General features: G+C 61.8%; 9 protein-coding genes and 1 pseudogene. 2 read left to right on the top strand and 8 right to left on the bottom strand.

Annotation, left to right across the window (positions count from 1 at the left end; genetic code table 11):
• Both Q0288_RS12005 and Q0288_RS12000 read right to left on the bottom strand, forming a co-directional pair.
• Positions 1-743 (bottom strand): annotated as a pseudogene (locus Q0288_RS12005) (metal-dependent phosphohydrolase); the annotation flags it as partial.
• A 145-nt stretch (positions 744-888) separates the two neighbouring features.
• Entirely contained in the window at positions 889-2,133 is a 1,245-nt protein-coding gene (locus tag Q0288_RS12000) for a DUF4127 family protein (RefSeq protein ID WP_299430719.1), read from the bottom strand.
• Between the two features lie 405 nt (positions 2,134-2,538).
• Here Q0288_RS12000 and Q0288_RS11995 point away from each other — a divergent pair, with 405 nt between their 5' ends.
• On the top strand, positions 2,539-3,453 hold the full coding sequence (locus Q0288_RS11995; protein ID WP_299430718.1) for a transcriptional regulator: 915 nt from the start codon (positions 2,539-2,541) through the stop codon (positions 3,451-3,453).
• Between the two features lie 40 nt (positions 3,454-3,493).
• A complete protein-coding gene (locus Q0288_RS11990; RefSeq protein WP_299430716.1) occupies positions 3,494-4,387 on the top strand; it encodes an aldose 1-epimerase in 894 nt (297 codons plus the stop codon).
• Here Q0288_RS11990 and Q0288_RS11985 read toward each other — a convergent pair.
• The 6 genes from Q0288_RS11985 to Q0288_RS11960 form a co-directional block, all read right to left on the bottom strand.
• Complete coding sequence (locus Q0288_RS11985) at positions 4,371-4,976, bottom strand: VOC family protein (protein ID WP_299430714.1); 606 nt, start codon at positions 4,974-4,976, stop codon at positions 4,371-4,373. The two genes, Q0288_RS11990 and Q0288_RS11985, sit on opposite strands and share 17 nt — an antisense overlap.
• On the bottom strand, positions 4,973-5,845 hold the full coding sequence (locus Q0288_RS11980; protein ID WP_299430712.1) for a 3-hydroxybutyryl-CoA dehydrogenase: 873 nt from the start codon (positions 5,843-5,845) through the stop codon (positions 4,973-4,975). The genes Q0288_RS11985 and Q0288_RS11980 overlap by 4 nt, the downstream gene beginning before the upstream one ends.
• A gap of 164 nt (positions 5,846-6,009) precedes the next feature.
• Positions 6,010-7,053: an SIS domain-containing protein gene (locus Q0288_RS11975; protein ID WP_299430710.1), complete on the bottom strand. Its 1,044-nt coding sequence runs from the start codon at positions 7,051-7,053 to the stop codon at positions 6,010-6,012.
• Complete coding sequence (nagA, locus tag Q0288_RS11970) at positions 7,050-8,147, bottom strand: N-acetylglucosamine-6-phosphate deacetylase (protein ID WP_299430708.1); 1,098 nt, start codon at positions 8,145-8,147, stop codon at positions 7,050-7,052. Before nagA ends, Q0288_RS11975 begins: the two co-directional genes overlap by 4 nt.
• 1 nt (position 8,148) lies before the next feature.
• Positions 8,149-11,376 carry a glycoside hydrolase family 38 C-terminal domain-containing protein gene (locus Q0288_RS11965; RefSeq protein WP_299430706.1) on the bottom strand — a complete coding sequence of 1,076 codons (3,228 nt, stop codon included), beginning with the start codon at positions 11,374-11,376 and terminating at the stop codon, positions 8,149-8,151.
• A gap of 109 nt (positions 11,377-11,485) precedes the next feature.
• Positions 11,486-13,039 (bottom strand): DUF4127 family protein, encoded by a 1,554-nt coding sequence (locus Q0288_RS11960; RefSeq protein ID WP_299430704.1) that lies wholly within the window; start codon positions 13,037-13,039, stop codon positions 11,486-11,488.
• Between the last annotated feature and the right edge of the window lie 380 nt (positions 13,040-13,419).

The raw sequence follows: 13,419 nt of genomic DNA, 5'->3' as shown, positions 1-13,419 counted from the left end.
GCCATCCAGAAAACCCCATTGCTTCGGGGAATCAGGCGGCCCATCGGCTCTTTCCAGTTCACAGCCGAGAAGGTTTTGAGTTCATCGCCGACCCGCTGCAAAGCCACCGCCCGCTGCTCTCCCACAATTTCCAGAATCAGATGGGGCAGCGAATGCCACAGCAACTCGGCCTCACGAAAGGTAGAAAGCACCCCCAGCACGCGGGCCAGACGCTCTTCGCGCTCGAGCCGGGACTGGGTTTTTCGCCGTTCCACGAGGGTCTGCAAGACCACCCCCAGACTGCGGCCCAGTTCGTGAGCCAGCGGCAGGGCTTCCTCGGGAAAAGCCTCGGCCTCCACACGATCCAGGCAAAGCCAGGCTTCAATTTGGCCCCCCAGTGGGATCGGGATGGTCAGCACCCAGGTAATGGGCTCGAGGGTGGTGCGGTCGGCGCTGACAAGCCCGCTCAACTCAGGCCGAATCCGATTGAGTTTGGGGAGTGCGGTCTGGGCCTCCTGCAACAGACCCCCATACCAGCGCAACTCGTCCTCGAGGCTGAGCTCATAGTCTGGCGTACCAATGCCGTGCCCGCGCATAGCCACAAAACGATAGCCACGCCCCACCCGAACCAGGGCCGACCCTGCCTGGGCGCCCGGAACCAACCGCAGGGCACCCTCGAGCGCCGCCGTCAGGAGCGACTGCAGGTCGGGGCTGCCCACCAGTTCACGTAGAAGGGCCAGCATGCCCTGATAAGAAACGTTCATCTTTGCATAAGCCTAGGCCTATATGACCGCTGCACATGTTTATGCATCACAACCCGCAACCCCAATTACCAGACCCTGGTTTTGGTTCAACTCTCTGCGACACCGCTTCTGCCTCATCCGCGCCGGTCAAGCCGTACAAGAAAGCTCAGCGCTGTTGGGTAAATTCCAGGCGGTACTGCCACTCGGCCTCAAAACTGCGTCTCCAGGGGAATTTCAAACCCATCGGCTGAAGTTGCCCCAGTACGAAGCGTGGGGTCGGTTCAGACTTTAAGCGCTCAAAAACATAGCGGGCTGCCTCCTCGGTGAGCGGTTCGGGAAAACGGGCGCGCACCCAGGGGCGGCCTATTTCCCCCCAGAGAACCTCGAGGTAGGCCTGGGCCAGGGCACGGGTGCGCCATGCCTCGCAGGCGGCCCCTGGGTTTCCGGCCTGCTGGCAGAGCGGAATCGAAAACAATCCCCCCTGGGCCAGCGCTGCCCCCAGGTTGTTACCAGGGGTGCCCCATGCGGCATACGCGGCCAGATCGCGATAGATGTCCAGCGCCACCAGATACTGCAACAGCGAAGCATCCCCCCGGTTGACCCGGGCGATATCGGCCACCGCCACCGGCGCCTCGCGCAAGCCCTGCATCACCGTCAGGACACCGCGCCTGGGATCGCCGCCGGTATACACCGCTAGCACCAGATCGGGCCGGCTTTCCACGGCAACCGCCCCTGCCGAAGCCAGCAGCCGCGCAATGGTTTCATGCAGCGGAATTCCCTCATAGTGCGTGATCTGCTGACCAGCCAGGGGATAGTCGTAGAGCACCCGCACCCGCACCCCCGGGTTCAGGGCCCGCAGCAACAATACCTGCCCAGCCTCATCGGCCCCAGGGCGCGTAGGAATGGACAGGGTGGCCGCTTCGGCCACCGCAGGCGAGCCCAGCAGGGCATCGTCCCAGGGGGCTTCGATATACGCAAAGCCGTCGCCCAGGCTGCGCAACAGAGCCAGGTTTCGCTCGCGGTAGCGGGCATCGGGATAGCGAGGAATTACTCCGAATGCCAGTACCTGCCCGCCACTGCCCGCACGCCAGCGGGACAGTTCTTCCAGGCGGCGCAGGGCATCTTCGGGCTCCAGGCTCGAAGTGCGGCTCTGCACCAGTCCGCCGTACACCAGCGCATCCAGGCTGGCAATTAGCGTTTGCCCAGGCTGCTCTCGCAACCAGCTCGAGAGGGCCGGTAGGTTTACCCCCTCGCGACCCTGATAGACCGCGCGAGGCGGGCAGCGCACCAGCTGCCAGGTGCAGGGTGACCAGTTGGGCGGACGGTCATCGAGTGGAATATACAAGACCCCAGCGGGGTAAGCCCAGGCCACTGTAAACAACCCCATCAACCCCGCCACCAGAGTGCGCATCAAAGCCATCTTAGACCGAGCGGATGAGGGAGCTTACAAACCCCAGGTCTTTGCAAAGCCTCCTTCGAGCCAGAAATTCCGACTTGTATTTGCAGATCGCAGGGCCCGTCCCTCCCATGTGGGGGCGATACCGACTACAGGCAGGTCCTGTGAACCGTGGATCCCCAGAGATTCCCCCACCTCCAGCCCTAAGCCCCGGAAAAGGGCGCAAGTGAACACAAAACTCTTAGACAAATGCGCTATAATCTGCCTGGGTTGAAGAAAACCTTCGACCCAGACCCCAACATCACAACCCCCAGCCGCATCCAGGGCAAATCCGCGACCTGAGAAGGCTAAGAGAAACCTTAAGCGGGTTGTGACAGACAGACTGCGTTTTATTGAAGTTGATCCGCCAGGGTGGAGTTTATGGAATTCGAGCGCCAGGCCCAGTTTGAAGCAGAGACTCTGTCGCGCCGTGTACTGATCCACGACATCCTGCGCCGTTTGCGCGGCGAGTCCAACGATCTGCTGCCGTACAGTGCGGTCTCGGAGCTGCGGCCTAAAGGGGAGTCGTACAAAGGGCTGCAAACCATCGAAGTAGACAAAATTATCGGCACGGTGGATCGCTATGGCGACTTCGATGCGGAGTTCATGCCTAAAGAACCCTTTACCCTGGATCGCTGGACCAAGCTACGCCATGCCCAGCTCGAGGGCACCGAGTTTCCCCCCATTGATGTCTACAAGGTGGGCGACATTTACTTTGTCAAGGACGGCAACCACCGAACCGCGCTGGCCAAAGCCCTGGGCCAGCACTTTATTGACGCCTACGTGATCGAACTCGATGTGCCCGTGGATCTCGATCCCGGCGACACCCTGAAGGATGTGATCTTGAAGGGTGAGTACGCGCAGTTTCTCGAGCAGACCCGGCTGCCCGAGCTACACCCCAACCTCGAGCCCATTCTGTTCAGCAAGGCCGGACGCTACGACGTGCTGCTCGACCACATCCGCACCCACCAGTACTTCATGGGTCTCAACCAGAAGCGCTCAATTAGCTGGAAAGAAGCTGTAGCCGACTGGTACGACACCCTCTATCTGCCCACCATTCTGGAAATCCGCGAAAACGGTGTGATGAAGAACTTCCCGGGCCGCAACGAAGCCGACCTGTATCTGTGGATTTCCGACCACCGCTACTTCCTCTCCCGTTCGATCGGCCACGACGTCGGCCCCGAAGAAGCCACCCTCTCGGTACAGCGCAACGCCCAGAAAGGACCCATCGGCAGGTTGCTAAACTGGTTTGCCAGGCTCGTTTCAAGACCAAGCCCCCAGCTCTGGTTGAAATAGCAGGACAGGGTATTCGTGAAAACCGCGATAGAATCGCGGGATGGAAAGCTTATGCATCGAAACCGAACAGTTGCGTCTGGAGATCGCCCCCCAGGTTGGGGCTAGCATTGTAGCTTTTGAAGTCAAGCGGGGCGGCGAACGGGTTCCGATTATGCGGCCTACACCACCGCCCTTGCCGGAAAAATCGTCCAACTACTCGAGCTTCATCCTGGCCCCCTATTCCAACCGCATCCGGGCCGCACGCTTCGAGTTTGAGGGCTATACCTACCAGCTCGAGCCCAACACCCCCGAAGGCAACACCCAGCATGGCGATGTGCGGGGCCGCCCCTGGCAGGTGTTTTATGGGGCCAGTTCGGCTGCCGGTACCTTCGATAGCCGTTTTTTTGAGGATGTGAACTGGCCCTGGCCCTTCTCGCTGGCCGTGTTATACCGGTTGGAAGGCCACACCCTGGAAACCACCCTGGAACTGGTCAATCAGGGCCAAAGCCCCATGCCCGCAGGCTTCGGGCTACACCCTTATTTCGTGCGGAGTCTGGGTGAGGCTGTTATGCAATTTGGAGCCAGGGGCTTCTACCAGACCGATGCCAGCTTCATTCCCCACGAGGGTATGCAGCCGATTCCGGGTGAGCTGGATTTTTCCTGGGCTCGCCCGGTGGGAACGCAACCGCTCAACCACGTGTACGGCGGCTGGGATGGGCGGGCGGTGCTCGAGTGGGCAGGCTCCAATCTTCGGCTGCTGCTCGAGGCCGACCCGGTGTTCGAGCACCTGGTGGTCTTCACCGCGCCCGATGGGACGCTGGCCCTGGAGCCCGTGACCAACGCCACCGATGGCTTCAACTTGTATGCTCGAGGCATCCAGGGCACGGGTGTGCGGGTCTTGCAGCCCGAGGAGAGTCTGGCGGGTAAGGTACGAATGACTATCGCAGAACTTTGAGCCCACCTGGGGTCTGGACAGAAGCCATCAACTCAGGCCTTTCGGATCGCTTCAGGCGGAGGTTCTCTAAACCAAGCTTTTGTAGCACCTGGCCTACTTGTTCTGGCTGGGGGTGAAGAATCATCAGTTCGACCAGGCGACAGCCCACATCCGGCAGGGTATCGGTGGGGTGGTTCTGGCCCCACTGAATCAGGTAAGGCACCGCCCCACCCAGATGTAACCGCCCGTCCTCGGGAATGGCGATTAACCATTCCAGGTCTCCCCTGCTGGCCTTGCTAACCGTACCCAGCTCGAGTGATTGGTAGCGCTCGAGGGCCCCGGTGCGGGCCACCCAGGTCAGCAGGCGCGGCCCTCCGACGAAGCGATCCAACCCAAACCAGCGCGGGCGACCCGGCGCAAGAGCCTCGGGGTCAATGGCGATAATCTCCAGATAGACCCCATTTCCCAGGTTAAGCAAGCGGTTGTGGGTGCCCATCAGCGGGTGCTTGCCTCCCGCGGGCGGTAGCTCCACGGCCAGTGTGGTCTGAACGTACTCGAGCCCCTGCTCGAGGGTCTCTGCCGCCACCACAATGTGATCCAGCCGGGTCATCCGATTTTGTTACCTTTTTCATCGTAGCGGTAGAAACCCCGCCCATTTTTACGCCCGTACAGCCCCGCTTGCACCATCTTGCGCAGCAACGGCGAAGGCCGGTATTTGTCGTCGCCCAGGCCCCGATGCAACACATCCATGATCGAGAGGCAGGTATCCAGGCCGATGAAGTCGGCCAGGGTCAGCGGCCCCATAGGGTGGTTCATGCCCAGCTTCATCACCTGGTCAATGGCTTCCGGCCTGGCCACCCCCTCCATCACGCACTGGATGGCCTCGTTGAGCATGGGCAGCAGTATCCGGTTGGAGACAAACCCTGGATAGTCGTTAACCTCCACCGGTGTCTTGCCCATCTTGCGGGCCACGTCCAGCACCGTCTGGGTGGTGGCATCGTCGGTCAGATGCCCGCGAATCACCTCCACCAGTTCCATCAGCGGCACCGGATTCATAAAGTGCATCCCGATAAAGCGTTCGGCCCGCTGGGTGACCCCGGCCAGTTGGGTGATGGGAATGGAAGAGGTGTTGGAGGCCAGAATCGCCTCGGGCTGCACAATTTGATCGAGGTCGCGGAATAGCTTGGTCTTGGTAGGCTCGTGTTCCACAATGGCCTCCACCACCAGGTCACAGCCGCTCAAGTCTGCCAGGCTGACCGAGGTCTGGATACGGGCCAGCGAGGCATCATGGGCACTCTGATCGAGCCTGCCTTTTTCCAGTAGTCTGCCCATGGAACGCCGTATGCCGCTCAGGCCGCGCTCGAGGAAGGCCTCCTCGAGGTCGCGCAGTACCACCATATAGCCCGCCTGCGCCGCCACCTGGGCAATGCCCGCGCCCATCTGCCCTGCACCGATCACACCTATTCTGCGAATTTCCATACTTACATCCTAATATGGCCGATAGCCTATAGCCGATAGCTAATAGCTGAAAGCTAAAAGCCCTGGGCCTTCAGCCTTCGGCCTTTATTTGACCTGCGACCTGAGACCTGAGACCCGCGACTTCCGACCCTCGACCTTCGCCCCTTGACCCTCAACCCTCGACCCTATCTGGTCCGCGTCACTTTGGACAGGTGGCGCGGGGCATCGGGGTCGAAGCCCCTGGCCACCGAAAGTTCTGCAACAAACGGATAGAAAGCCTGAACCAGCAGAATCGAATCGAGCACCGGGTGGAGCCGGGCGGGAAGCGGCAATGGCGTATGGGCCAGTTCCAGGGCCTCGGACTCGGAGGAAGCCACCAGCAGGTGCCCGCCTTTGCCCCGCAGATTTTCCAGCAAACTCACCATGCCACGAAAGGGTTTGTCCCTGGGCGCCAGAACCAGCAAAGGGAAGTCGGGCGCCACCAGCGCTACCGGGCCATGCAACAGTTCTGCGCCCGACATGGCTTCGGCATGAAAGGCGCAGGTCTCCTTGAGTTTGAGGGCCAGTTCGTTGGCCACGGCAAAAGCATAGCCACGCCCCACTACCAGCCCATTGTCGGCCCCCACCAGCGCATCCAGCCCAGCCTGCCAGTTGGCATCTGCTGCTTTGTACATGGCTTCGGGCAGGATGGCCAGCGCTTCTTTGAGGGCTTTGTCTTCGGCCCAGGCGGCGACCAGCTGGGCCAGCGAGGCCAGGGTGGCCAGATAGCTTTTGGTGGCTGCCACTGCTTCTTCGGCCCCCGCCCAGAGGGGCAGCATTACCTCGGCAGTCTGGGCCAGGGGCGAGTTTTCTTTGTTGACCAGGGCCAGGGTCAGGGCCCCGTCGCGCCGGGCCTGGCGGGTCACCTCGATCAGGTCGGGGCTTTCACCCGATTGTGAAACCGCAATCACCAAGGCTTTGCCCAGCGACAGGTGGCGGCCATACACGGTGTGGATGGAGGGAATGGCCGAGGAGCAAACCAACCCCAACAGGCTCTCAATCAGGTATTTGCCAAAGAGGGCGGCATGGTCGGAACTACCCCGGGCCACGGTCAGGACAAAGGGTGGGGTATTGCGCCGCAAAAACGTACCCAGCAGTTCCATCTCGCTGCGGTTTTCCTTGAGGACTCGCTCCACCACGGCGGGTGCCTGGTGGGCCTCCTTGAACATCCTGGTTTCGGCTGCCTTCATGCTGGTCCCCCGACCTTTTGGCCTCCAAGATAAACTTCCTCGAGTTCAAAGTGCTGGCCCAGCACCACCAGATCGGCAGGCCTCCCGACCTCCAGACCAGACTCTAGGCCGATGTACTGCGCGGCAAAGCTCGAGGTCATCTGCAGGATGTCGTGCAAGGCATAACCCCAGCGGCTCAGGTTCTGGGCGGCTTTGTCCATCGTCAGGGCGCTCCCGGCCAGGGTTCCATCGGCCAGGAATACCCCCTCGCCTTTCTTATAAACCCTGTGCCGCCCCAGATGATACCCCCCCTCGGGCATCCCGGCTGCCGCTGCCGCATCTGTTACCGCATAGGTGCAGGGAATGGTTTTCCAGACAGTACGCATAGCCGCCGGATGGAGGTGCAGCCCATCGGGGATCACTTCGGCCCATTCAGAGCGCTCCAGGCCCAACCCCACCACCCCCGGTTCGCGGTGGTTCAGAGGCGTCATGGCATTGAAGAAATGGGTAAAACCCTGCGCCCCGGCCTCAAATCCCTCCCTGGACTGGACATAGGTGGCTGCGGTATGGCCTTGCTGAACCCGCACACCCCGGCTTTTGAGAAACGCAATCAGTTCCAGCACCCCCGGCAGCTCGGGGGCCAGCGTAACCACCCGGATGGGGGCCAGGTGTAGCAAATGGCGCATGACCTCGAGGTCTGGAAGAATCGCGTAGGGAGGTTGCGCACCCAGTTTTTGTGGGCTGATGAAGGGGCCTTCCAGATGTACCCCCAGCACCCGCGCTTCCCCTGGCCCTGGGTGTTGCACCACCCTGGCGATGCCTCGTAAAGCTGCTTCAATTTCGGCCAGGGGTGCGGTGATGGTGGTTGCGAGTAGGGCAGTGGTTCCATGCTGGGCATGAAACCGGGCCATCTGCCGCACAGCCGCCTCCCCATCCATACCGTCGGCCCCTCCCCCTCCATGGACATGCAGATCCACAAACCCCGGCAGGATGTAGCGCCCGGGCATCGGCTCGGTGGGGCTTAGAGGCGTAATTCTGGTAATGCGTTCACCGAACTCCACCTGACCCAGGCAGGTCAGATCGGGGGTCACGAGGGTTCCCACCAGTCGAGTCATCCTATGGCTCCAGTTTCAGGCTGATGACCTGATAGGGGGTGTAGGTCAGGGTCAGGCGGCCATTGTGTAGCACGAGGGCTTCGTTGGGGTCTTCCAACAGGTTCACCCGGCTCACCTTGCGAATGCCCAGGGGGGTGAGATCGAGTTCAACCTCGCCACGCCCGCCATGGGCCTCGTAAAGCCGCAAAACGTAGCCAGGGCCTTCTTCGGCCCGCTTGAAGGCAGCGACCCGCAAGCTGGAGGGCGTCCATCGCAAAAACTGGCGACTGGAGGGCTGGCCCCCCGCATGAATCGGCAAGGCCAGGGGCAGCAAGGGCGCAGCAAAGTCTTCAGCCTCGGCCACCGTACCTTCACGCCAGTCACCCCGGTGAGGATAGAGGGCATAGGTAAAACGGTGCTCACCGACATCGGCCAGGGGATCAGGCCAGAGCGCCCCCCGTAGCAGCGACAGGCCCAGCACGTTCCCTCGAGCACTGTAGCCATGCCTGGAACCACCCAGCAGGCTCACCCCATAGCCGGCCTCGCTCAGGTCGGCCCAGCGCAAGGCGGGAGCCTCGAAGCGGGCAGCATCCCAGGAGGTATTGGCGTGGGTGGGCCGTGCAAGCGCCCCAAAAGCGGTATCGAACCAGACTTCCTGCACACGCACCTCGAGCGGGAACAAGGCCCTCAGCAGGGTACGGCGCTCCTGCCAGTGGACGGTGGTCTCGATCTCCAGGCGGCGCGAACCGCCCCACAGCCAGTAGGTCTGTTCCAGACTTGAAGCCCCAATTTTGCGCTCCACCCAGATGCCCGCCCGCATGGGGCCGCCCTCGATCAGTTTGACCTGGCGGGCGGGGATTTCACGGCCTTCCTGGGCATACGAGGCGTCCAGATCCCAGGCTTCCCAGTGGCGCGGCACGTCGGTATAGGCCCAGACCTGGTTGCCGCGCCCGGCCAGCACCTCGCGTCGGTGGTCTTTGTCGTAGAGGCGGGCAAATGTACCATCGGGGGCTACTTCCAGGCGCAGGTGCTGGTTTTCCAGGACGCGCTCGAGGCCATTAACCCGCACCGCAGGGGTTCGGCGGGTATCCAGGTGGCCCACGATGGCCAGAGCCAGGTAGCCCAGCGCTGGCACAATCTGGTCGGAAGCAACCAGAATATCAGGGCCTGATTCCTGGTAGGGTATCTCGTCGCCAGTGGCCGTGAGCAGGCGGAAAAACTGCTCGGTGGGGCGCTCAATCCTGAGCTGCAGGGGGCGTGGTGAAGCGCCGAGGTTCCATACCACCAGATGGGCCACGGCCTCGGGGTGCACTTTGCGCACCTCGGCGGAAAGCAGTCCCAGGGCTTCCTGTCGCACTTCCTCGGTTTGAATCAGCGCAGCCCGAAGGTGTTCAATCGCTTCGCCGGGAACCGTGTGGATACCCGAGCCGGGGAGGATGTCGTGAAACTGGTGCAGCAACAAGACCTTCCAGAAGCTCTCGAGGTCGCGGGCCGGATAGGTGGGTTCGTCGAGGCTCAGGCGGGGGTCGAGGGGCCGGAGCGAAGCCAGCACCCAGGCCATCTCGGCTTCCCGCAGGGTTTGCTCGAGGCGCTGGTGGAGGCGCTTGAGTTCAGCCTGGGTGGTATAGGTGGCGCGGTGCAACTCGAGGTAGAGCTCGCCCACCCAGAGCGGCAAGCTGGGCCTCGAGGGTCGGGGGTCGGGGGTCGGGGACTGGCTGAACCGGCGTTCAGCTTCTGGCCCGGAGCGATGGAGGTCTTCGAAGAATGCATCCACCCGTCCCAGCTTTATCTGGGGCAGACCTGGGACTGCTTTGTAGCGGGCGTAGCGCTCAAGCATCTCGGCGGTGGGACCACCCCCGCCATTGCCGTAGCCAAAGGTGAGCAACGAGGTCTCGTGGTATCGCTTGCCCCGGAAGTTTTGCCAGGTAGCGGTCAGGTCGAGAGCCTGGAGCCGCCCGTTGTAGCCCTCGTTGGGGTTACGAAAACTGTGGGCCAGCACCCTCGAGCCGTCCAGTCCTTCCCACTGCCACAGGTCGTGGGGAAAGGGATTGGTCTCGTTCCAGTTCAGCTTGGTGGTGAAAAAGTACGGCAAACCTGCCTGCTGGAAGAGCTGGGGCAGGTTGGCAGCAAACCCAAAGGTGTCGGGCAGCCAGGCTACTCGAGCCCACTGGCCAAACTTCTCTTGAAAGTAGCGCTGCCCATAGAGTAGCTGCCGTGCCCAGGACTCCCCCGAGAGCAGGTTGCCATCGGGCTCGACCCACATCCCCCCCACCAGCTCCCAGCGGCCCTCCTGCACACGCTGTTTGACCTGGGCAAAGAGGGCCGGGTCGTCGGCCTCGAGCCAGGCGTAAGCCTGGGCGCTGGACTGGTTGAAGTAGAGCTCGGGGTAGCGCTCCATCAGGTGTAAGACGGTGGCAAAGGTACGGCGAATCTTGTGCCGGGTCTCTGCGATGGGCCACAGCCAGGCCAGGTCAGTATGGGCATGGCCCGAGAGCAGCAACCTGCCCGAGACCGGGTAGCGCTGCCGAATGCCTTCCAGGGCTTGATGGAGAAAGTCGCGGGCGGTTTCCAGACTGCGGCGGTGTTCGGCCCTCAGGGGGATGCCTGGCCCCTCAAACCTCCACTCCTCCCAGAGCTGGGCGGTCATCCTGGCCCAGTCGGAGCGCTCGAGCTGGTTCAGATACTCCCGCGCCGGGCTGCGTGGCAGCTCGATGCAAGCAAAGCTTTCGCTCAGCGCATCCAGCAGGAGTTGGGCCAGGTCGGGCTGGATCTGGGGCAGCGCATCCAGCAGGCAGCCCAGGTCGGTGCAGAGTTCACGAACCTGGGTGTCGGGAACAAAGAGGGCGGCTTCCTCCAGTTTGGGCTGCATCACAGGGGCTCCAAACAAGCCTTTGGGCACGACCTGCACTTCCAGCACCAGAACCTCGTCCCCCCGCGCCGATGAAAGCAGGGGGTATTCACGGTGATAGGCGTTAAGGCCCCCAATAGCCCTTTCTTCGAGCAAAAGCAAGCCCTCCCCGCCAGGGTTGAGGCGTACCCAGATCGGTTTTCCAGCCCAGGCCGCAGGTACCGAAGCTTCGAAAATAAACTGCGCTGGAAAACTTCGGCTCGGCCAGGAATCACCACCCTGGATGGGTGTCCAGGGGCTATCTGGAGCCTTGAATTCACCCGAGAGCGGCAGCACTTCAAGGTCTTTCCAGGCAGAAAGCTCTTGCAGGCGGGTCTTTAGGCGCTCGATATCCTGCATCATCCCACCTCATCGCGTTTCTCAGAAACCCTCCGCCCTCCCGAGTCAAGGGCGGTAGGCCCCCCACACCGAGGGTACTGAGCAATGTGTTTTATCCCATTCGGCGCTGCAATCACTCTTCCTCCCTTACCAGGTGCAACGGAAACACCCCCGTAAACAAGCGTGGCCAGGCCAGTCTGGGGCGGCTCCATTCCAGCCTGACCCCTGGCAGGCTGGGGGCGAAAAACTGCTGCCAGAGTCCGTAGGCCAGTGGTGTGAGGCGCTGATCTATGGCGAGTTCGGCCCCCCATTTATGGTCGCCCAGATCGAAGGGGCTGGGCGGCTTGCCAATTTCTTCGGTCAGTCTGTCGTGCACCTCTGCGCGTACCCGGCTCTGGTAGAGCCAGTCGTCTACCAGTCGGGCAAAGTTGGCCTCGGCCAGCGAAACCGGGTCGTCGCCATATAGTGCGCACACCCCGGCTGCAATGGCGCTTCCCAGGCTATTGCCAGCGGTGTTCCAGGCCGCGAAGCCGGCCAGCCCCGGCAGGTTAACCGACTGCAGCAGCAACTGCACAAAACGGTTCTCCGCGCCGTTGGCATAGGCCACATCGGCCACCGTCACCATCCGGCCTGCGGCCTGATCGCCCACCAGGCGGTCTATCAGTTCGGGCAGGTGGCGGGCAGCGGTGTCCACCGTTTCAAAGTTGGGCTGGCGTTGGGCTTGCCGGGTTGCGGGCGCGTTCACGGCCAGAAACAGATCGGCATCTTCGGGGGTTTGCACCGGGAGGCACCCTGCAGCCCGTAAATGCGCCTTAACCAGCTCCCCCAGTGGGCGGTCTTCGTAGAGCATCTCGGTTTGCTCGGCCAGCACCGAAGGGTAGCGCACCAGCACCCGGGTCTTGCGCCCCGCATGATTTACCAGAGCCCGCGCCAGCAGTACCAGGGCCACCTCATCGGCTCCGGGGTAGATGTCGGCCTCGCCCCACAAACCCAGCTCATCTATACGGGCCTCGAGTTTTCGGCGATCTCTGGCGGCCAGACCATAGGGCGTGGTGTCGTCGAGGGTGAGACAAAGGTGTTCCAGAACACCCTCGTTGAGCAAATCTATCGCTGCCAAATGCAGGGTATGGTTGCGCTCGCGGGTCTCCAGCCAGTCCTGCAAAACCCCTTTAGGCAGGTGCAGCCGGGCCCGATCCAGTTCCATCTGGGCATCGCCTACCTCCTGTCCTGCGGCCAGGCGGCGCTCGAGGCGATCCGTCCACTCCGAGACCTTGCGTAGCCCCGCACCCCATTCGCCGTAGTAGGGTTTTTCCTCCAGTGGGTCGTTTTCGTGGGCTACCCGCACTACCACCCCATAGGCCAGAATGCGCAGGCCGGGGTTCTTGTGCTTGATTTCGCGCAGCACCTCGAGCCGCTGCAAGACCTCTTCCAGGCTGTCCGAGACTCTCCGGGCCGGAATCATCCCGCCCAGGCAGAGGGTTTCCAAGGTCACGATGGCCGCATCCGCAGCGGGTGCCTCGCGTCGCAGCCACTCCGCGATCGCAGCCGTATTCCCCGGCTCGTTCAGTTGGTTCAAAATTTCCAGCGAGGGCGAGCGCATTTCCAGCCCCGCTACCCTGGCCAGCAGGTGGGGAAACTCGAGGGTCACGGGCCTGGTATCACAGGGCAGTAGCAGAACACGCTTCATAAGTCGGCGGCCAATCTACAATCCAATCTACCCGAACTGTACTTCAAAAGAGCAGTCTTCGCGTGCGCAGTCGTAAAAATGCCTGTACGCTGTCGGAAGTCTCATGTTTAAAATCACAGGGAAAAAATATCCAGAGTCTAAGTGCGCCCACAATAGAAATTTCGGTGATGGTTTCTATGAGCTGCATTTTTGGGGTTTGCTTCGGCGCAATTCCGTTGCGAGCCTCTCAGCGTCTGCAAATTCCTAACCAGAAGATCCTTAGGGTCAAAGGATATGCTGTCGTATCGCTATCGGCACTTAGCGTTCAACGCTTGAGGTAGAACTTTGCTTTCGACTATTGGCCTCGCATTTAGAAAATCAGCCCTTGACGGCACCGGCGG

It is taken from the genome of uncultured Meiothermus sp., from assembly GCF_937863175.1.
GTDB lineage: Bacteria > Deinococcota > Deinococci > Deinococcales > Thermaceae > Meiothermus.
This window is presented reverse-complemented; position numbering and strand designations above follow the sequence as displayed.

What these genes read in the sequence shown, in the direction of transcription:
- Q0288_RS11960 (WP_299430704.1), bottom strand. Translation starts at nt 13,039, where the DNA reads ATGAAGCGTGTTCTGCTACTGCCCTGTGATACCAGGCCCGTGACCCTC.
- Q0288_RS11985 (WP_299430714.1), bottom strand. Translation starts at nt 4,976, where the DNA reads ATGACCCGGCTGGATCACATTGTGGTGGCGGCAGAGACCCTCGAGCAG.
- Q0288_RS11975 (WP_299430710.1), bottom strand. Translation starts at nt 7,053, where the DNA reads ATGAAGGCAGCCGAAACCAGGATGTTCAAGGAGGCCCACCAGGCACCC.
- Q0288_RS11980 (WP_299430712.1), bottom strand. Translation starts at nt 5,845, where the DNA reads ATGGAAATTCGCAGAATAGGTGTGATCGGTGCAGGGCAGATGGGCGCG.
- Q0288_RS11990 (WP_299430716.1), top strand. Translation starts at nt 3,494, where the DNA reads ATGGAAAGCTTATGCATCGAAACCGAACAGTTGCGTCTGGAGATCGCC.
- nagA (WP_299430708.1), bottom strand. Translation starts at nt 8,147, where the DNA reads ATGACTCGACTGGTGGGAACCCTCGTGACCCCCGATCTGACCTGCCTG.
- Q0288_RS11965 (WP_299430706.1), bottom strand. Translation starts at nt 11,376, where the DNA reads ATGATGCAGGATATCGAGCGCCTAAAGACCCGCCTGCAAGAGCTTTCT.
- Q0288_RS12000 (WP_299430719.1), bottom strand. Translation starts at nt 2,133, where the DNA reads ATGCGCACTCTGGTGGCGGGGTTGATGGGGTTGTTTACAGTGGCCTGG.
- Q0288_RS11995 (WP_299430718.1), top strand. Translation starts at nt 2,539, where the DNA reads ATGGAATTCGAGCGCCAGGCCCAGTTTGAAGCAGAGACTCTGTCGCGC.